The organism is Clostridia bacterium, from assembly GCA_017405765.1.
Classification (GTDB): Bacteria; Bacillota; Clostridia; order Oscillospirales; family RGIG577; genus RGIG577.
Map to the genome: position 1 here is coordinate 24,455 of JAFQZS010000015.1, position 18,925 is coordinate 43,379.

The following is an 18,925-nucleotide window of genomic DNA, read 5'->3' on the forward strand; positions in this document are numbered from 1 at the left end:
TTAAGTATCCTTTTTTGCGGCTCTTATACGGCCGCTTTTCTTTTTGTCGCCTTGTCTGTTCAGTTTTTTGGGCGCGGCAACGCCTAAAATGCTCTCTAAAACGAGCCCCACGTAATATATTATCGTATTGGAATAACCGAGCGCAATGTTTTTCCCAAGCGCTTTGCCCCCTATCGTGAGCGCGGCAACGATGCTCGTAAGCACCAGATTTATAAGCACGCTGTTTTTCTCCCATGAAAACGACGCGGCAAAATATCCTACGATAACTACTACTGCGCCGCCGCTTATTATTCCCGTAATATCGCCTATTACGTCGTTGCAGAAGTTTGAGACCTTGCCTGCCTGCGCGATAATCTTGAGCGCGTACTTCGCTCCCGGCACCTTTCTTGCGGCCATCGAATGAAACGGAGTGGAATTTGCCGCCGTCACCGCCGTTCCGACTATATCGAAGACTATTCCCAAAAGTATAAAAATAAGCAGTATAACGAGCGCTCCCGCAATCGATACCCCCGAAAGCGCACGGTTTGAAACGAAAGAAAGACAAAACGAGGCTAAAAGAGCAACCGCTACTACTATGATCGCCCACCGGCTGTCTGACTTTCGCTTAGGCGAGGCAAGAGAACGTATTATCTTTTTATGTTTTTTTATCCTGTCTCTTATGCCAAAACTGCCCGTATTATCTTCGTCGGTACCTTCATTTGATGATTCCAATTAAAGCTCCTCCGTTATATATTAAGTAAATAATAGTGGCGGTATACAGAGTAAATCTTGCGGCTTTGGTCAAGTTGGATTTCCCATGCTGCTGCCCGCTGTCGCCAAACGGGCGGTTTCCCATTAAAGCCTCATATGCCGCGTCGCCGACGGCATGACTTGATTGCCACTCAGTCCGCACTTCAATCCCCCGCATACCTCAAAAAAGAACAGCCTAGAGGTTTTCCCAAACGGTCTTATCTGCTTTTTATCCTCTTTTGCAAACAGGGTTTCAGGCTGCATTAGCCCCATGCCTTCGGCCAAAGGCTTAGGGCCTGTCTTCCGTTCACCGCTGTTCACTCAAGGCAGGCTACTCTGCACACAGCAAAACAACCGCAATGCAGGTTTAATCCCGGTTCGTAATCTGTCCGGTCAACTAATGATCGTGTATAGGCAGACTACAAAGTCGGGTCTCCATGATAAAAGGGTCAGATCTGTATGCCATTACAGGCTGCCCTTAAATCCAACACTCGTGGTGTTACTCCCAGCACCCACCCAAAACTGGGCGTTTTAAGCAAGCACAAGAAGCTTCATCGATATGCCCTTTAACGGATTTTTAGCCCCGTCTTCAAAGCAAAAAGCTCCGACTAAGAATACTGCGCCACTATATCTTATTGTTGTATTGTATCATATATCATATTTATAATCCATACTTTTCGAAAAAGATAAATAAAAAAATAAATGCGGGGAAAGACGCCGCTTCCCCGCATTCGTTTTGGTTATCTCATGCCAGCATAAATATAAGAGCAACGGCTATGCCCAAAAGAGCGCCTGCTCCCACCTGCGCCGGCGTATGGCCCAATATCTCTTTAAGGCGCATCTGCATAAACTCGGGCTCCGTATCTTCCCATGCGTCCATCATCTTGTTTAAAACCTTGGCTTGCTCGCCGGCAGAGCGCCTTACGCCCGCAGCATCGTACATTACAACGCACGCCAAGGCAGCCGCAAGCGCAAACTGCGAAGATGCAAATCCGTCTTTGAAGGCTATGCATACGGCAAGCGCAGCCACGAACGAGGAATGAGAGCTCGGCATACCGCCCGAATCCATAAATCGCCGAAAGTCGAAGCTCTTTTCCGTGACGAGCGTTATGACCATCTTTATGACCTGGGCTATGAACCATGACAGAAAGGCGGCGTCAAACGCAATATTAGAAGTTATGAAGACAAAAAATTCCTTCATGTTTGCCTCCCGTAAATGCGCAAATAATTACACCTAACGATTATTCTCAATAATCCCTGTTCAAAAGAAAATCGGTGAGATACTGTAAAAATTCATTGTCCGGTATTTCCTTTAAACAATCCTTTGCTTTATTAGTTACTTCCGTAAGCTTTTTCTTTGCTCCGTTCACGCCGTAGAAGGTCACATACGTGCTCTTATTGCTCTTTTCGTCGCGTCCTACGGCCTTTCCCAGCTTTTCGGTGCTGCCCTCAACGTCGAGGATATCGTCCTTTATCTGAAAACCGAGACCTATATGTCCCGAATACTCCGTTGCGGCGTCATAAAGCTTGCCCTCGCATACGCCGGCAGCTATACAGCCCATCTGAACGGAGGCTCTTATCATAGCGCCCGTCTTCATCTTATGTAGCTTGTCAAGCTTCTCTATCGGTATTTTAAGCCCCTCGGATTTTAAGTCTATTACCTGACCTCCCGTCATGCCTTCGCTTCCGGCAGCCTCGGCGAACACCTTTATCGCCTTTACCACGCGGTCGGCGGGGATCTTGTCCGATGACTTCGTTGCGTATTCAAACGCCTTCAAAATAAGCGCGTCGCCCGCCAAAAGCGCCATCGCCTCGCCGAACACCTTATGGTTCGTGGGCCTTCCGCGTCTCAGATCGTCGTCGTCCATGCAGGGCAGATCGTCATGTATGAGCGAAGCCGTATGCAGCATTTCAAGCGCTGCCGCAAAAGGCATCGCAGCGTTTATGTCGCCGCCCATCACGCGGCAGAATTCAATGCAGAGCATAGGCCTTATGCGCTTTCCGCCCGCCGTAAGGCTGTAGATCATCGCGTCGTTGATCTCTTTATGATAGCCCTCGATAGGCGCTATGACACAATCAAAATATTCCTTCAGCATCTGCGAATAAAAATCAAATCTGTTCTCGGGAGTCATAATAATTTTCCTTTCTTTTATTGCATTTTATTATTGTTCATCGTCGGCGGCGCCGCTCGCGGTCCCTTCTTCCGAAAGAAGCATCCTCACTTTGAGCTGAGCCTCATCAAGAGTCTTTTTGCACTGCTTTGAAAGCGCCGCACCCTGCTCAAACAGCTTTATCATATCGTCAAGCGGAAGATCACCCCTTTCCAGCGCTTTTACTATCTCGTCAAGTTTTTTTATATTCTCCTCAAAGCTTATCTTCTTAGCCATCGTTTCCATCCTCTCTGTCGGGCTTTTTTATGACCTTCACGGTACGCGCCTCAATACTCAGGCGGTCAAGATATACTTTTATGTCGTCTCCGGGACTTATATCGTTCTCGGAGCGTATCACGCGCCCCTGTGCATCAGTCGTGACAGAATATCCCCGTTCGAGCACCGCCATGGGATCGAGCGCATGAAGCTTTTTTGACAGCGCGTCATGCTCGTGAACGCGGCTTTTAAGCAGAGCGTCGAGCGCATGAGTCATCTTGTCCTCCAAATGGGACAGCATGAGCGTTTTATCCTGAAAGCTCCGCTCGGGATACTTAAATACAGTGCTTCCCGCAAGTCTTTCGTAAGTATTTTCAAGAAAATCAACTTTCTTTGTAAGCGCCCGGGTCATCGTGCTTTGCGCCTTATAAAGATAATTATATATATCGTCAAAATTCGGAACGGCCAGCTCCGCCGCCGCAGAAGGCGTAGGCGCGCGCAGGTCCGAGACAAAGTCGCATATCGTAAAATCGGTCTCATGCCCTACGGCCGATATGACCGGTATCTGAGACGCCGCAACCGTCCTTGCAAGCCCCTCGTCGTTAAAAGCCCACAGCTCCTCTATCGAGCCGCCTCCGCGTCCTATTATTATCGTATCGCAGAGCTTGCCCGCGTTAAAATAATTCACTCCTGCTATAAGCTCCAAAGGCGCCTGCGGCCCCTGAACGAGCGCGGGATAGACCAAGACCTCGCAGAGAGGAAATCGTCTCCCCAAAATATTTATCATGTCTCGAAGCGCGGCGCCCGTCGGCGATGTTACTATGCCGATACGCACGGGCATTCGCTTTATTTTGCGCTTTTTCGCAGGATCGAAAAGTCCTTCGTCGGAAAGCTTCTTTTTAAGCTGTTCAAAAGCGAGATACAAACTCCCCTCTCCTTCGGGAGTGAGCCGATCTATATAAAGCTGATACTGTCCGTCTCGCTCAAAGACGGATACGCGGCCGCCCGCTATGACCTTCATACCGTTCTCTGGCCTGAAGGCAAGCTTAGACGCGCTTGAACGGAACATGACCGCGCGTATCAGCGCGCCGTCGTCCTTTAACGACATATATATATGACCCGACGAATGTATCTTGCAGTTCGATATCTCGCCGCTTACGAATACATTCGAAAGCACGGGGTTTTTATCAATAAGCAGCTTTATATATTTATTTAACTGTGTTACGCTAAGTATATTTTTTTCCTCAGCCACTTTATTTTCTCCTTACATCGCTAAGATACGCCCCGTAGGCGCAGCCGAGCGCATTGTCGCCCGAAAGTGCGGGCGATACGAAATAAACATAAGAAAGCTCCCGCTTCATAACTTCCCTTAAATATCCGTTGGCGCTTACGCCGCCTACAAAAAGCACGGGAAGGCGCGTTTTTTGATTGTTAAGCGCCGATAATATCGTATCGGTCACGGCTTTTATGGCATAAGATGCTATTTTCTTCGGTTCTTCGCCCGATCCAAACATCTTTTCGATTATATTCTGGTGTCCCGAAAGATTGAAGTATGTACCTTTTACCGAGGTCTTCACCTTTATATCATCCGTCGGGCATCCCTTCGCAAGCTCTTCAAGCTCTGCGCCGCACGGAAAGCGAAGCCCCAGCATAACGCCTGCGCGGTCGATGAGCTGGCCTGCGTTTATGTCGAGCGTGCCGCCGATCCTTATGATATTGAGCGCGCCCATATCGTTTTTTACGTGAAGTATTTCACTTGTGCCGCCCGAAAGGTGGACTGTTATAAATTCAGGCATGGAAAGAAGCTCTTTATTTTCATATATCCCCGCCAGCGTATGTCCCGCCTGATGCGACGTCTCGTAAACCGGTGCGCCCGACGCATACGCCATAGAGCGCGCCGAAGCCGCTCCCGCCAAAAAGCAGGGCATATACGAGCCCTTCTCGTCGCGCGGGCGTGTGCTTACGCCTATCTTTGCAATGCTCTCCGCCTTCGGAAGCTCGGCTAAAACCTCGGGCAGCGCCCGGGTGTGCAAAAACAGCGCGTCGCTCTGTCGCAGGCCCGCCTTTCCCTGCTCTACGGGGAGAAGTCTTCCTACGTTCTTATATCCGTCCTCAAAAAGAATGCATACGGACGTGCGGTAGTTGCTTGTATCTATACCGATATACGACGCCATTATGAGTTCTCTTTCTTTTCTCCGAGGCTTCTTATAAGCGTTCCCAAAATTCCGTTTATGAACGCTCCGCATTCCGGGCTTTCATATTTTTTTGCAAGCTCCACCGCCTCATTTGCCGATACTCCGTTCGGTATGTCGTTCATATATAATATCTCATACATCGACAGCCTAAGTAAAGACGTACCCACCCGAGATATCCTCTGCTTTGTCCAGCCTTTGGAAAAGCGGGAGATATAATCGTCAAGCTCGCCCTTTTTTTCGCATACTCCGCGCGTTACGACTTCAAAATACGACTTTTCAAGCTGCGGTACAGACAGATTTTCATAATAATAATCGAGCACTGAGTCAATGTTTTCTTTCCCCTGAAAACTTATTTCAAAAAGCACCTTGAACGCTTCTTCGCGTGACAGACGTCTTGACATGTCATCCTCCAAATCATATGCAAAAGCTTCTACGCATAACTTAGAATATTATACAACAAAGCATAAATAAAAAAAAGAGCAAAAACGCTCTTTTTTAAACAAGATTTATTATTTTACACCGGCCGTATCTTTTGACGTCTCGTTCTTATGAACGGCGTCTGTGCCCATAAGCTCCATTAAGAACCTCTCTCTGTATTCCTTTTCCACTTCCGCCGACCACTCCTGCCCCAGAAGTATGTTCTTTTGAGTGAGTCCGTGAACGCCTATCTTTCCCTCTGTCGATTTAAGTATCATCGACGACAGCTTTCTGCATCTGTCCAAAATACTTTCCATATTGGAAAGAGTATCGTTGAAGGTTATGCCGAGCTCCGCCGTGCAAGCGCCCGTCTGCAGTCTGCGAACGTGATGCAGGCGCATTTCTTCGCACATGTCGTCTATTACGCCCGCAAGTATTACAGAGCTTTTTGCGTCGTTCGCGCTTTTCGTTTCAAAGGCCGTTATAGTGATCTCTACCTCTGCGCATACGGCCCTGTGCATAACAGACAGCTCGTGCTGAGCTTCTGCGGAATACTTCGTGCCCTGCTTTCGCATCTCTTTTGAAATATGCGCAATGTTCATAGCATAGTCGGAAATACGCTCAAAGTCTGATATCTCGTGCATGAGAAGCGTCGCTTCAACGTCCTCCTCGGTGTTTAGCTTATAGCGCATGATCTTCATAAGATAAGTGCTTACGGCGTCCTCGTATTTGTCGCACTTCGTCTCAAGCTTCTCCATTCGGGCAAATACGTCGCCGTTGTACGACTCAAGCAGCGTGCCCATAAGCAAAACGCCCTCAGACGCGCATTTTGCCATATCGTGCATCGCCTTCTGGCACTGTGCCAATGCCAGCGAAGGATATTTTATAAAGCTTTCATCAAGCACGGAAAGCGCGTCCGACTTGTTTGCTTTCTCCTTGACCTCTTTTACAAGCTTATGCGTAAGCTTTACTAAAAGCGGCACGAGCGGCATAAGTATGATTATCGTTACAAGTCTGAACGCCGTATTGACTGCGGCGATAGACACCGGATTCATAAGCGAATCCGCAAAGGCAAGGTTTAGGGCGCTGTCCACGGCGTAAAACACGATCCCGCAAAACAGCGCGCCCAATATATCCATGATAAGATGAAGCGAAGCTGCGCGCTTTGCGTTTGCATTTCCGCCCAAAACTCCCAAAAGTACAGGTATTGCCCCGCCTATGGCGATACCGAGAATAACGGGAAAGGCTGTATTGAACGTTATGACTCCCGTCGTACTGAGCGCCTGAAGAATACCTACCGCAGCCGCCGACGACTGGATAAGCGCCGTAAAGAGAAGTCCTATGAGCAAGCCGAGAAGCGGATTTGAAAAATCGACCATAAGAGATAAAAATCTCTCGTCGGATTGAAGCGGCTCAACGGAGGCGCTCATCGCGCTCATACCCGTCATAAGTATTACAAAGCCCAAAAGCAGAGTTCCTATATCGTTTTCAAAAGTTCTTTTTCGGAACTTGCGAAGGAAAATACCTATTATGGCAATTACGGATATAAAATTGGTAACGGAAAGGATCTGCGTTATCCCCGAACCGGAGCCGAGAGACGATATACTTACTATCCACCCTGTTATGCTGCTTCCGAGTATCGAGCCCAAAATCATATACGCGACCTGGGACAGTCGCATCATGCCGCTGTTTAAAAAGCCTATGGCAATAATACTCGTAGCCGTAGACGACTGAATAAGCGCCGTTGTGCCCGCGCCGAGCAATACGCCTTTTACCGGGCGGCCGCTTAAGCGGTATAATACCGTCTCAAGACGGCCGCTGGCAACCTTATTGAGACCGTCGCCGATAAGAGTGGTTCCGTATAGAAATAAAGCAAGTCCGCACAGTAGTGCTAAAACGTTTGAAATTCCCATGATCTTATGAAAAACTGTGATCCAGCGTCTTTTTAAAACTAAACTCTTAGTTTATTATACTACTATTTTTCGATTTGTCACTATTTTCGTCTATATAAAAATGCAATTATCAGCGCGGAAACGAGTATGACAGATAAGACAATCCACATTACCGTATCGTTGCCGGTCTGCGTGTCCGCCTGCGGATGCATATCGCGCGGACCGCCTTGATTTTGGGTGGATTTTTCGCCCTGCACCGTATCAGGGATATCGGAGCCGTCTAAGCCGCCTCCATCCGGCCTGCCTCCGCCGAAGCCGCCGGGACCGCCTTGTCCGCCGCTGGGGCCGCCTCCGCCAAATCCTCCGGGGCCGCCCTGTCCGCCGCCGAAGCCGCCGCCCATGGTCCCCATGTCGGACAGCGTTATGCCGTCGGCGCCAACTAGGCTGTCGGGATCTTCCTTTTGACCGTCCGCCGTAGACGGTATCGTGCCGTCGAGCTGTCCCGTTACGCTCTCTGTTCGCTTAAGACAGAAGGCTTTCAGAGTATCCACGCCTTTTTCAAACTCCTCATACGTGCAAAAGGCAGTCGGATCGCGCTTTACGTATTCCGCTATAAGGTCGTGCGTTTCGTCTATGATCGCCTGCACGTCCGTCGTTTCAAGAAACTCTTTAAAATACTCGTGATACATCTCGGTATATTCTTCGTTTTTGAATATCCAGCCTATCATCGGGCGATCGTCGTAATCGCTTACAGAAAGCGGCGTATCTATCGGGTCGTTTATCATTTTTCCCGCATCAAACGACATAAACGTGCCGAACGCGAGATTATAATCCCACGGTATCATAAAAAGGCGTCCGTTTTTCTCATACAGATAATAGTTGTGTATTATCGAGCCGGTGTAGCTGTCGCCGTTTACGACGAAATTATGCACCACGAAATAGCGTATTACTTCGTCCGTATTTACTGTTTCCTCGATTTTTTCGTTTTGCGAAAGATTCTTTAAGGATCTAATGAGCCTTTTTTTGTCCTTCGTCGATATGTCGGTCTTTGCGCTGTCGAAAATATTTGAATAATCGGACACGTCTCCGCTCGTGTATTTCAGCTTCACGTCGTCGGATCCCATGCCGAATCCGCCCGGCCCTCCGCCGCCGAACATCTTTGAGGGATCGAATCCCTCGGGCATATTCGACGGATCGAAGCCTTCAGGCATGTTTGACGGATCGAATCCCTCGGGCATATTCGACGGATCGAAGCCCTCCGGCATATTCGACGGATCAAAGCCTTCGCGCATATTCGACGGATCGAAGCCTTCAGGCATATTCGACGGATCGAAGCCTTCGCGCATGTTCGACGGATCAAAGCCCTCAGGCATATTCGACGGGTCGAAGCCTTCAGGCATGTTCGACGGATCGAATCCCTCGGGCGGCGTCATATCGTTTCTGCCCGCTCTGCCGTTTCTGCCTTCCGCGCCTGTTTGCCCGTTTTCATCCATCCCGTTTTCTTCCATGAAGTCTTCCATTTTGAAATCTCTGCCGTTGCCGGGGCCGCCGCCCATGTTCATCGAATCGGGCTTATAAAGCTCGCCGTGGTGCGCGCCGTAATTTCTCTCAAGGAAGCTCTCCTCCACGCCTTCAACGGCAAGATAGAGCCCCCAGTCCTCGCCGTTCACCGTTATATATGCGTACGAACAAAGCGGCGCGTCAACGCCGAACTCGTTCATAAGGCGGTACGTGAGATAATCCTTCATGTAGGTGTTGTCCTGTATTATGTTATTGAGGCTCAGCTTATCAAGTCCGTGATAGCTTCTGCCGTCCTCGTATTGGTCAAACTCCAGCTTGAAGCTGTAACGGTCGCTTCCTAAAGCCGACACCGTGGAAAGCGAGGTGTTGCCCTTTGCGCGGATACCTGCGTAGTAGAACTTTTCACCGTCTATCGTTACCGTACATTGCCTGTACTCCTCGTTTTCGCACGTTTCCAAAAACGAGTCCCCGTCGTCAATGCCTATGTCGATAGTATGCACCTTTTTTGTATCGAAAAGAAGCGCCTCATACTCTGCTTCGCTGCCTTCGGTCTGTGACGTCTTTATCTTTCCCACCAAAAGAACTGCCGCTATGATAACGGCTGCCGCAATAGCTGCAACGCAAATACGTTCAAACCTCTTTTGCGCCTGCATACCATACTCTCCTTATCCCATGTATTCGCCGTTATAGCTTACGAGCACGGCGTTCTGTACTCCGTTAAGCGCTGCAAGCTCGTTTATGAAATCGGTGTTGTCCTCATTAAGTCTTACTTCCATATTAAGCTCTACAGCGCCGCTTCTTACCGTCTTGCTCTTGATCACGCAGCGCTTCGTATTCGCTTCAACGAAAGCTCTGGCCGCTTTTTCGCTTTCGGCGTTCTCGCAAGTAAGAACAACTATGTAGGGATTAACGTGCGACTTCTTGTTTACGAAAACGAGAAGTATTATGCCTATGACCACGCTGCCTATAACAGCGAGCGGTATCATGCCTGCCGCAAGCACTATGCCGGCAGCAATCGCCCAGAACAGAAAGGCTATATCTAGCGGTTCTTTTATCGCCGTGCGGAATCGAACTATCGATAACGCGCCGACCATGCCTAAAGACAGTACCACATTGCTCGTTACCGCAAGAATCACAACAGTCGTTATAAGCGTAAGCGCAACGAGCGTTATGCCGAAGCTTTGTGAATACATAACGCCGGAGTAAGTCTTTTTATATATAAGGAATATAAAAAGTCCGATAAGAAAAGCCAGACCCATGGCTATGAGCATGTCGGTAATATTGACAGACGTCACGTTTTCAAGAAAGCTTGTTTTGAAGATGTCGTCAAAAGTCATTTTTGTTTTCCTCCTTTAATATCAGTTCGCGTTAATCATATATGCGGCATTTAGCATACTTTGAAAAAGCCGACGCACGCCTGTCGGGGACCTGTACGAGATCCCTTATAATGGACGGAAAATACTCGTCGTACTTAATTTCCATAACGATATTCGTGCCGGTAAGTATCTCCACGCGCTCGGGATTTAAAATATCGGTCGCTTTAAGCGCCGTGCGTATGTCGTAATCAAGCGTTACTCTTACGTTTCCCGGCGGATATACGAACGCCTCGCGCGTATAGCTCACTATGACCGTCGGCCTGAGCTGTTGATAACGCATCTTCGCGTAAAGCTCGCAAATAAGCCCCTTTTTAGATCCCTTCATCCATTCGATATCGCCGTTTATTATCCGTCTCACTTCCTCGGCCGTTACGCGCTCTGCTATCTTTTGGCACAGGCCGTTCTTTTTGCTCTTTTTTTCAAGCTTTATAAAAGACGTATCGTCGTTATAAAGCCTTATACGGAATTTTTCGCGGTCGTTCACGCCGTCGATCTTTTCTCTTAACGCCTTATCGTACACGTTGTCGAAATAAAGACTCGATATCTTATACGTGCCGTCCTCTTTGGCAAATTTGTCGTGCATAAGTACTGACGAAAGCCTCGATTTTACCGCATAATAATCGGAAGGATTTATGATATGCTTGAACTCATGTCGGAATTTTGCCATATGGATGCCTCCCCTCCTATGTTTCTTTAAGTAAAGGGTATATTTTCTTTATGTGTATTATTTGAAGGAAATGTGACGGTTTTTTGATTATGTGATGAATTTATGAAAATAAGGGGGCTTTATTTGGCCCCCAACGTATCGACTTATTTCATTATCTTTTCCCTAAACTGCGACACAAGGTACAAAGAGCCGCATATAAGCACGGTGCCGTCCTTCGGCGTAAGCTTTAACGCAAGCGGCAGCGCCTCGTTCGTTTCCGCTTCATATGCGGTCGTGCGGCGCGCCGCAATGCTTTTTACCTCGGCGCGTGAAAGCGCGCGCGGATTTTGAACGTCTACGGCGATAAATGCGCCCGCCCGCTCGGCTACCATTGATATGCACTCCTCATACGCCTTGTCTTTAAGCATACCCATTATAACGGTGGGCTTTTTTATTTTCAGCGCGTCAAGAGCTTTGCACAGCGTTCTTACGCCGTCCTCGTTATGCCCGCCGTCGAGTATGACCGTCGGGCTTTCCCCCGCCACCTCAAAGCGTCCCGGTATCCTTGCCGCTTCAAAGCCTTTTTTTACGGCCTCGCCGCTTATATCTGCTCCGCGCGCGCAAAGCCTTGAAACGGCGCACAGCGCCGTAAGCGCGTTATATATCTGATGACGCCCCGCAAGCTTTATCTCGATCTTCGTCCCGTCGTACTCAAAAACGCTTCCTCCCATGTCCTCCGATATGATATGTAAAAGACTCATATCGGGCAAAAACACCTTTGAGCCGCGTTCATCGGCCGTTTTTTCCATAATATCCGTTACACACTTCGCGTTTAAGGGATATATCACGGTATCACAGCCCGCCTTTATAATGCCGGCCTTTTCCTTTGCGATAAGCTCGAGCGTGTCGCCCAAAACGTTCATATGATCCATGGATACGGAAGTTATTACACAGACCTCGGGCGAGCTTATGACGTTAGTCGAATCGAGCCGCCCGCCGAGTCCCGTTTCCAGCACTACGTAATCGCACTTTTCCTCATAAAAAGCCAAAAACGCCGCAGCAGTGATAAGCTCGAACTCGGTCGGATGCTCATACCCTTTTGCTTCCATATCTTCCGCGGCGGCTTTTACGCGCTCCACGGCCGATACAAGAGCGTCTTTTTCTATATACTTCCCGTTTATCTGTATGCGCTCTCTGAAATCAACGATATACGGCGAGGTAAAAAGCCCCGTTTTGTACCCTGCCGCTTCCAGCGTACACGCGATCATCGTAGCGGTAGAGCCCTTGCCGTTAGTTCCTGCGATATGTACGAATTTCAGCTTGTCCTGCACGTTCCCAAGCCTGTTCATAAGCTCGCTTATGCGTTCAAGCCCCGGTCTTATGCCAAACTTCAAAGCGCTGTGTATATAAAGAAGCGTCTTTTCATAATCCACTCTGCTTTCCTCCTTTGCGCGCCATATAGTCGGTTTTTATAGTATAGCACGTTTTTTCGCATAAGTCACACTAACGATTCTCCTTTTGGTTCAGTTCGTTTTTTGCGTTTGCGGCGGTTTTAATATTAACTAATACGCTTTTGCCTGTTATAATATTTTTAAATATTATAATGCACAAATAATTGCCTGTTAGTTCTTTCGGGCTTGTTCAATGTTACGGCTTTATTTGACCGATACAGTCGTGCGTCGTATATTCTAAAAACAAAAATTAAAAAAACAGGAGGATGGTCACCATGATAAACCCGTATCACCTTTTAAACGAAGAGCAGCTTGAAATACAGGCTCTCGTGCGCGAATTCTGCGAAAAGTATGTTCGTCCCATCGTTAAAGACTGCGATGAAAAGAGCTACTTCCCCATGGACGTATATGAAAAGATATGCGACCTCGGCATTAACGGTATGTACATACCCGAAGAATTCGGCGGACTCGGACTCGACCTCAAGACTCAGTGCATAGTGCGCGAGGAAATAGGTAAGGTCGATCCCGGTTTCTCGATAGGTGTAGGCGCGTCTTCGCTCGCATTCACGCCCGTGCTTCTTGCCGGCAACGAAAAGCAGAAGAAGCTGTATGCAGACCATATTTTGAATAAGGGTCTCGCAAGCTACTGTCTTACCGAGCCAGACGGCGGTTCCGACGCTGCTCATCAGCGCACCACCGCAAAAAAGGTCGGCAACGAATACGTTATAAACGGCGCTAAGTGCTTTATCACCAACGGCCCCGTTTCCACGCTTTACACCGTATTTGCTTCCACCGATAAGGATCTCGGCGCAAAGGGCGTTTCGGCGTTCATCGTTGAGCGCGACCGTCCCGGCGTTTCCGTAGGCAAGCACGAGGACAAGCTGGGCATACGCTCCTCCGAGACGAGCGACGTTATTTTTGAAGACGTTGTCGTGCCGGCAGAGAATCTCGTAGGCAAAGAGGGCGAAGGCTTTAAGATAGCCATGAACACCTTAAACCGTACCCGTCCTCTGGGCAACGCTACGGTTGTCGGCATTATGCAGGCCTGCATAGACTACTCCGTTGAGTACGCAAAGCAGCGCGTAGTATTCGGAAAGCCCATCTCGAAGTTCCAGGCAGTTCAGTTCATGCTGGCTGACATGGAGATGAAGACCATCGCAGCTCGCCAGATGTGCTGGTATGTTGCAGAGCTCATCACTAACGGCATCACCGACCCCGGCATCGGCGCATCCACGAAGTGCTTCGTTTCCGACTTGGCTCAGTCTGTTACTACCGACGCAGTACAGATACTCGGCGGCTACGGCTACAGCCGTGAATACCCCGTTGAGAAGCTCATGCGCGACGCTAAGATATTCCAGATATTCGAAGGCACCAACCAGATACAGCGCATGACCATCGCAAACGCAATGCTCAAAGACTAAAATAAAGCGATCGGCTCGCCCCCGTATGCATGAATGCATACGGGGGCATTTTTTTGGGGAGCTTGTCGTAAATGGTCAAAGCTTCGTGTATAATCATGTTATCAAGCATTAGTTTAAACCAGCCGAAATCTTTGAAAGAAGGGGCAAACACCATGAACAATCAAAGAAGAAAAGCCTTGCGCGAGATAATTACACAACTTGAGGAGCTCAAATGCACCGTCGACGATATCCTCTACGAGGAGGAAAAGGACCGAGACAACATGCCCGAAAACAAGATCGACACGAAGGAGTACGAAAAAGCCGACGCCGTCGTCGATAATCTCGACGACGCCGTATGTACGCTCGACGAAGCCATATTCTGCATAGAAGCCGCGATTAAATAATCGCGGGAGGATGCAAAAAAAGCCTTGCTTTCACAAGGCTTTTTTTGCGTCTCACCCATCGTCCTGCCCCATAAGGCAGGCTTCTATGCTTATTCTCGCAAGGCGGTTTCCCGAATAGTCCGGCATGCCTGCCGCCTTAAATATCCGTAAGATATTTTCATCGTCATAAACGTCTCCGAATTCGCTTTCGACTTGAATCGCCGCTTCTTTCAGCCGTGCAAGCATTTCCTTTGCGATCAATATCCTCTCGTCAAGCTTATCCTTATCGTAAACTGCGTCCCACGCCGGACAGGCGTATTTTATACCGCCGATGCTTTTGATAAGGTCAAGGCTCTTTATGCTTTTATTATAATCAACAAAAATAGGAACGTCGCCTGAAGTCGGTATCGCATCGCCCGTAAAAATGAGCTCGCCGTTCAATATATATGACATTGAACCGTGCGAATGGCCTTCTGTCGATATCGCGCGAAGCTCTATCCCATTCTCGGGCGAGATCACATTGCCGTCTTCAAGCTGACGACTTATCCTTACCGATTCCGGCAGCAGCTTATAAAAGTTCGGGATGGGGCGATCCGAAAACTGTCGGTCTATATCCTCTATCCACTCGGCCTCCTTTGCGGGAGCATATACTGCGCATCCGCTTCGCCTTTGTATTCCAGCCGCCGCGCCTATGTGATCCGGATGCGAATGCGTGATAAATATGCCTTTTAAATCATCTAAGCTGCGGCCTATTGTCTTTAAGTATTCCTCTATCAAAGTTTCCGTCCCCGCAACGCCGCAGTCAACAAGATAGCAGTGCCTTCCTTCGATGAGATAAACGTTTACAAATCGCTTCACGCTTGATGTTACGAAAAACTCTTTTCGTATCAAATGAACGTTATCGTTTATCCTCATGCTTCATCCCCCGCTTTCCTTAATCATTCAATAATTATCGCCCGACTGTCAACAGTGTTTTCTCTGAGAGCGGCAATTCTTCTGTATTCTTCCGACGAAAAACACTTCTCAAGCTGCTCCCTTCTGTCGAATTCAATTATTATCACTCTGTCAGGCTTCCATTTCGGACTCAGCGCCGTTATATTTTCCGAGCGCACCAAATACCGTCCCCCGTAGCTTTTAACGATGGGCGCAACTTTTTCTATGTATTCAAGATAGTCCTTTATGTCTTTTTCCTTATCGAAATATGTTGTTATAACAAAATATACCATGGCGCACTCCTTTCGTTCAACCACTCACTTAAATTTGGATTTAACTCCAAAACGAAAAATCCCGCCGACGCGATATCGCTTATGCTATATAAGCCGCGTCCGGAAACGCGTATATTTTACTCCAGCTTCTCAAATACAAGAGTCGCCTGGATACGGTCGCCGTCCATAAGTCCCTTGCTCTCCGCGCTCGTCGTTGTTATTGTGTGCAGCCTATAGCCTTTTTTTGCCTGATCGTTGATAACGCGCTCCAACGCCTTTAAGTTTCCCGAACCCGTTCCGATAAGCTTTTCCTTCAGCGTCACCTGAAGCACAACGTACTGATAGTTATGACCGGAAGCAGTTGAATACGTCGATTTGTCCATTAAATTCATAGTAAACGATCCCCTTTTGTTTTATTTGAAAAAATGATAGCACGATATATCCGGCATGTCAAATAAGCATAAGACGAACAAAAGCGGCTGCATTGCCCTCTGTCATCTTTTTTTATACATCACAAGCTCGGGATCTATACCCCCTTCCTCGTAAGTGCATACGAGTATAAGATCCATATCTGCAACAACGCCAAATAAGCGTCCTTTCCCGAACTGCGACTCAAGCTGAGCGCACAAATACGTTTTTCCATCGTCAAGAAATTTAACGCTTCTGCCGCCTTGAAGCGGATACTCGAAGTTTACACGCTGTCCGACGAGAGCGTTTAATTTTTCCACCTTCGGCATACCCTCTATATGAAGATCGTTTATTTCTTCGATAAGCTTCTTTTTGAATTCCTCAAACTGACCGTTATCGCCGAGCTGTTCATATCTTTTCCAATGATCAAGCGTAGGCAGAAGCTGTTTCATATAAGAACGCGCCTGCTCTTCTGAAAAGCCTTCGCCGGTCATGTGATTAACGCAAGCGTCTATCAACTCTTCCATGTTGCTGTATGTATAAGCTCCATCGGCGTAGCACCACTTGCAGTAATCCTCATTCATCGTTCCGTCTTTTTCCCTGCTTATGATCTTATCCTCAAGCGGCATTCCGCAGCATTGGCATATAAGACGGCGCGGCTCTCCAAGCAGCGTATTTATCGAAACATCGAAAAACCTTGAAAGCAGTTTCAGTGTTTCCGTATTCGGCACGGTCTCGCCGTTTTCCCAGCGCGATACCGCCTGGCGCGTTACAAATACCTTTTCTGCCAGCTCATCCTGTGATAAGCCGCTCTTTATTCTAAGCTCATGAAGTATCTCTCTTGTATCCACACTAACGCCTCCTTATATATTGATCTTAATACGCTTAAAAAAATATTGCAAGCAACCTGCTGTTGCTTTTTGGGGCAGCTTTTCATATTTTTGCGGTCTATAAAAAAGCACGCCGAAGCGTGCTTTTTTAAAATAAATCACTGTGTTTTTACAAAAAACGTTCAATCTGGCGCACCGCATACATACGCGCGTTCTCCTCTTACGGCGCAATACCAAAAGGCAGTCTTATGCGCCGCGGGATCTTTTTTATAATTCGGCCGGTCACGCCAGAATATGTCCAAGCATTTCCATCATCTTTGGAATATCATAAGGCTTTGCCAGATGCCCGTTCATACCGGCCTCCAGCGCAAGCTTTCTGTCCTCCTCAAATGCATTTGCCGTAACGGCGATGATCGGGATATGGGCTTTTACGGGGTCGTCAAGGGAACGAATTATACGAGCAGCTTCATAGCCGTCCATAATGGGCATTTGGATATCCATAAGAATTATGTCATATGTTCCGGCAGGCGCTTCCTTCATCATGTTCACGGCTTCCTCGCCGTTTTTGGCGATCTCGATCTCTAAGCCTGCTTCAGAGAATATCGCCTGCGCAATCATCTGATTCATCTCGTTATCCTCGGCAAGCAGGACCTTCTTGCCCGTAAAGTCTACCGCTTTTATTTCCGGCTCATTATTCTCCGGCGCATTCTTGAAGGGTGCGGCCAGTACCTTCCTAAGCTCCGACAAAAAGATCGGCTTGGAGCAGAACGCGGTAACGCCGGCTTCGCTTGCTTCCTTCTCGATATCTGTCCAATCGTAAGCCGTCATAATGATTATCGGGGCATTGTCGCCTATAACATTGCGCACCCGGCGGACTACCTCAACTCCGTTCATATCCGGCATCTGCCAATCGATGATATAAGTGCTGAACGCCTCCGCCTGCTTCATTGCCTCTTTCGCGCGGATCACGGCCTCCTTTCCCTGGCTTGTCCAGTCGGGACGCATACCGATCGTTCTGAGCATAGAGCATACAGAAAGGCATGTGTCGGTATCGTCGTCCACAACGAGCACTCTGCGTCCCTGCAATTCGGGGATCGCTTCGTTGAGAGTGGAGTTCCCGTTAAGGCGGCAGGGCATCGTCACGATGAACTCGCTGCCCTTTCCTTCCTCGCTGTTTACGGATATCGTGCCGCCCATCATATCTACTATGCTCTTGGTTATCGCCATACCAAGGCCTGTGCCCTGAATACCGCTTACCGTGCTTGTCTTTTCACGGGTAAAGGCGTCAAAAAGCGTTTTCTGGAACTCCTTGCTCATGCCGATGCCCGTATCTTTGATGCGGAACTCGAACAATGCATGTTCGGGGATAGGAGATGCTTTTTCTATTACAAAGAAGCTGATATCTCCTCCGTTCGGCGTGAACTTTATCGCGTTTGACAGGATATTGAGAAATACCTGATTCAGACGAAGCTTATCCGTTATAATATCCTCATTTACCACATCCTGCGTATCAATAAACAGATTTAGCTGCTTTGCCGCTATATTGGCATGTATTATAGTCCGCAGGTCATGGATAAGGTCAGGCAGATGGACTTCCGATTCGTCAAGCGTCATTTTGCCGCTCTCTATTCGGCTCATATCAAGCACGTCGTTTATGAGCGAGAGAAGATGCTGGCTCGATACGGATATCTTGCCAAGATAGTCGTGTACAAGCTCCTTGTCTTCAATATGCGACGTGGCAAGCGCCGTAAAGCCTACTATCGCGTTCATCGGAGTGCGTATATCATGCGACATGTTATTAAGGAATGTCGTCTTTGCCTTGTTTGCATGCTCGGCGGCAACAAGAGCGTCCTTAAGCGCTTCTCTTTGCGCTCTGTCCTCGCGGACAGACTCGGTAACATCGCTGTAATAACCGCGCAGAGACTGTTTTCCGTTCTCATCGGCCACTACGGTACCGCCGAAGCGCGTATACATCTCGTGGCCGTCCGGATGGATCCAAAGATTGATGCACTCAGACAATTTTCCCGAAAGCATCTCTTCGATCCTTTTCATTACTGCCGGTCTTTCCGCTTCAGGCACATGGGAATACCATGCGTCGTATATTTC

Annotated in this window: 19 protein-coding genes; 2 read left to right on the forward strand and 17 right to left on the reverse strand. The window is 48.3% G+C overall.

Going from position 1 to position 18,925, the window contains the following annotated elements:
• The 12 genes from IJG50_03200 to IJG50_03255 all read right to left on the reverse strand — a co-directional run bounded on the left by IJG50_03200 (window position 1) and on the right by IJG50_03255 (window position 12,575).
• Window positions 1-711: an Mg2+ and Co2+ transporter CorB gene (locus IJG50_03200; GenBank protein ID MBQ3378854.1), complete on the reverse strand. Its 711-nt coding sequence runs from the start codon at window positions 709-711 to the stop codon at window positions 1-3.
• A gap of 763 nt (window positions 712-1,474) precedes the next feature.
• Window positions 1,475-1,930, reverse strand: coding sequence for a divergent PAP2 family protein (locus IJG50_03205; GenBank protein MBQ3378855.1), 456 nt, complete (start codon window positions 1,928-1,930; stop codon window positions 1,475-1,477).
• 46 nt (window positions 1,931-1,976) lie between these two features.
• Window positions 1,977-2,861, reverse strand: coding sequence for a polyprenyl synthetase family protein (locus IJG50_03210; GenBank protein ID MBQ3378856.1), 885 nt, complete (start codon window positions 2,859-2,861; stop codon window positions 1,977-1,979).
• Window positions 2,862-2,891: 30 nt separating this feature from the next.
• Window positions 2,892-3,116, reverse strand: coding sequence for an exodeoxyribonuclease VII small subunit (gene xseB, locus IJG50_03215; protein MBQ3378857.1), 225 nt, complete (start codon window positions 3,114-3,116; stop codon window positions 2,892-2,894).
• Complete coding sequence (locus tag IJG50_03220; GenBank protein MBQ3378858.1) at window positions 3,109-4,329, reverse strand: exodeoxyribonuclease VII large subunit; 1,221 nt, start codon at window positions 4,327-4,329, stop codon at window positions 3,109-3,111. The genes xseB and IJG50_03220 overlap by 8 nt, the downstream gene beginning before the upstream one ends.
• Window positions 4,330-4,348: 19 nt before the next feature.
• A complete protein-coding gene (locus IJG50_03225) occupies window positions 4,349-5,269 on the reverse strand; it encodes a hypothetical protein (protein MBQ3378859.1) in 921 nt (306 codons plus the stop codon).
• Window positions 5,269-5,691, reverse strand: coding sequence for a transcription antitermination factor NusB (gene nusB, locus IJG50_03230; GenBank protein ID MBQ3378860.1), 423 nt, complete (start codon window positions 5,689-5,691; stop codon window positions 5,269-5,271). Before nusB ends, IJG50_03225 begins: the two co-directional genes overlap by 1 nt.
• Window positions 5,692-5,799: 108 nt before the next feature.
• A complete protein-coding gene (locus IJG50_03235) occupies window positions 5,800-7,620 on the reverse strand; it encodes a Na/Pi cotransporter family protein (GenBank protein MBQ3378861.1) in 1,821 nt (606 codons plus the stop codon).
• A gap of 80 nt (window positions 7,621-7,700) precedes the next feature.
• Window positions 7,701-9,032: a CotH kinase family protein gene (locus IJG50_03240; GenBank protein MBQ3378862.1), complete on the reverse strand. Its 1,332-nt coding sequence runs from the start codon at window positions 9,030-9,032 to the stop codon at window positions 7,701-7,703.
• 753 nt (window positions 9,033-9,785) lie between these two features.
• Window positions 9,786-10,457, reverse strand: coding sequence for a DUF4956 domain-containing protein (locus IJG50_03245; GenBank protein MBQ3378863.1), 672 nt, complete (start codon window positions 10,455-10,457; stop codon window positions 9,786-9,788).
• A gap of 31 nt (window positions 10,458-10,488) precedes the next feature.
• Window positions 10,489-11,163, reverse strand: coding sequence for a polyphosphate polymerase domain-containing protein (locus IJG50_03250; GenBank protein MBQ3378864.1), 675 nt, complete (start codon window positions 11,161-11,163; stop codon window positions 10,489-10,491).
• A 143-nt stretch (window positions 11,164-11,306) separates the two neighbouring features.
• Window positions 11,307-12,575 (reverse strand): bifunctional folylpolyglutamate synthase/dihydrofolate synthase, encoded by a 1,269-nt coding sequence (locus IJG50_03255; GenBank protein ID MBQ3378865.1) that lies wholly within the window; start codon window positions 12,573-12,575, stop codon window positions 11,307-11,309.
• A 293-nt stretch (window positions 12,576-12,868) separates the two neighbouring features.
• Between IJG50_03255 and IJG50_03260 the strand changes: the two genes are divergently transcribed.
• Both IJG50_03260 and IJG50_03265 read left to right on the forward strand, forming a co-directional pair.
• Window positions 12,869-14,014, forward strand: a complete 1,146-nt coding sequence (locus tag IJG50_03260) for an acyl-CoA dehydrogenase family protein (GenBank protein MBQ3378866.1) — start codon at window positions 12,869-12,871, stop codon at window positions 14,012-14,014.
• A 152-nt stretch (window positions 14,015-14,166) separates the two neighbouring features.
• Window positions 14,167-14,397: a hypothetical protein gene (locus tag IJG50_03265; GenBank protein ID MBQ3378867.1), complete on the forward strand. Its 231-nt coding sequence runs from the start codon at window positions 14,167-14,169 to the stop codon at window positions 14,395-14,397.
• Window positions 14,398-14,448: 51 nt separating this feature from the next.
• On the opposite strand, the gene IJG50_03270 is transcribed toward IJG50_03265, so the two are convergent.
• From IJG50_03270 to IJG50_03290, 5 genes are all read right to left on the reverse strand, one after another.
• Window positions 14,449-15,291 carry an MBL fold metallo-hydrolase gene (locus IJG50_03270; protein ID MBQ3378868.1) on the reverse strand — a complete coding sequence of 281 codons (843 nt, stop codon included), beginning with the start codon at window positions 15,289-15,291 and terminating at the stop codon, window positions 14,449-14,451.
• A gap of 23 nt (window positions 15,292-15,314) precedes the next feature.
• Window positions 15,315-15,602 (reverse strand): DUF1330 domain-containing protein, encoded by a 288-nt coding sequence (locus IJG50_03275; protein MBQ3378869.1) that lies wholly within the window; start codon window positions 15,600-15,602, stop codon window positions 15,315-15,317.
• A 116-nt stretch (window positions 15,603-15,718) separates the two neighbouring features.
• Window positions 15,719-15,973, reverse strand: coding sequence for a DUF4177 domain-containing protein (locus IJG50_03280; GenBank protein MBQ3378870.1), 255 nt, complete (start codon window positions 15,971-15,973; stop codon window positions 15,719-15,721).
• 102 nt (window positions 15,974-16,075) lie between these two features.
• Complete coding sequence (locus tag IJG50_03285; protein ID MBQ3378871.1) at window positions 16,076-16,840, reverse strand: helix-turn-helix domain-containing protein; 765 nt, start codon at window positions 16,838-16,840, stop codon at window positions 16,076-16,078.
• A 261-nt stretch (window positions 16,841-17,101) separates the two neighbouring features.
• Window positions 17,102-18,853, reverse strand: coding sequence for a response regulator (locus IJG50_03290; protein MBQ3378872.1), 1,752 nt, complete (start codon window positions 18,851-18,853; stop codon window positions 17,102-17,104).
• Between the last annotated feature and the right edge of the window lie 72 nt (window positions 18,854-18,925).

Excerpts from the sequence above, each read along its gene's own strand:
- IJG50_03205 (MBQ3378855.1), bottom strand. The coding sequence starts at position 1,930 with ATGAAGGAATTTTTTGTCTTCATAACTTCTAATATTGCGTTTGACGCC.
- IJG50_03210 (MBQ3378856.1), bottom strand. The coding sequence starts at position 2,861 with ATGACTCCCGAGAACAGATTTGATTTTTATTCGCAGATGCTGAAGGAA.
- xseB (MBQ3378857.1), bottom strand. The coding sequence starts at position 3,116 with ATGGCTAAGAAGATAAGCTTTGAGGAGAATATAAAAAAACTTGACGAG.
- IJG50_03225 (MBQ3378859.1), bottom strand. The coding sequence starts at position 5,269 with ATGGCGTCGTATATCGGTATAGATACAAGCAACTACCGCACGTCCGTA.
- nusB (MBQ3378860.1), bottom strand. The coding sequence starts at position 5,691 with ATGTCAAGACGTCTGTCACGCGAAGAAGCGTTCAAGGTGCTTTTTGAA.
- IJG50_03235 (MBQ3378861.1), bottom strand. The coding sequence starts at position 7,620 with ATGGGAATTTCAAACGTTTTAGCACTACTGTGCGGACTTGCTTTATTT.
- IJG50_03240 (MBQ3378862.1), bottom strand. The coding sequence starts at position 9,032 with ATGACGCCGCCCGAGGGATTCGATCCGTCGAACATGCCTGAAGGCTTC.
- IJG50_03245 (MBQ3378863.1), bottom strand. The coding sequence starts at position 10,457 with ATGACTTTTGACGACATCTTCAAAACAAGCTTTCTTGAAAACGTGACG.
- IJG50_03250 (MBQ3378864.1), bottom strand. The coding sequence starts at position 11,163 with ATGGCAAAATTCCGACATGAGTTCAAGCATATCATAAATCCTTCCGAT.
- IJG50_03260 (MBQ3378866.1), top strand. The coding sequence starts at position 12,869 with ATGATAAACCCGTATCACCTTTTAAACGAAGAGCAGCTTGAAATACAG.
- IJG50_03265 (MBQ3378867.1), top strand. The coding sequence starts at position 14,167 with ATGAACAATCAAAGAAGAAAAGCCTTGCGCGAGATAATTACACAACTT.
- IJG50_03270 (MBQ3378868.1), bottom strand. The coding sequence starts at position 15,291 with ATGAGGATAAACGATAACGTTCATTTGATACGAAAAGAGTTTTTCGTA.
- IJG50_03275 (MBQ3378869.1), bottom strand. The coding sequence starts at position 15,602 with ATGGTATATTTTGTTATAACAACATATTTCGATAAGGAAAAAGACATA.
- IJG50_03280 (MBQ3378870.1), bottom strand. The coding sequence starts at position 15,973 with ATGAATTTAATGGACAAATCGACGTATTCAACTGCTTCCGGTCATAAC.
- IJG50_03290 (MBQ3378872.1), bottom strand. The coding sequence starts at position 18,853 with ATGCTTTCGGGAAAATTGTCTGAGTGCATCAATCTTTGGATCCATCCG.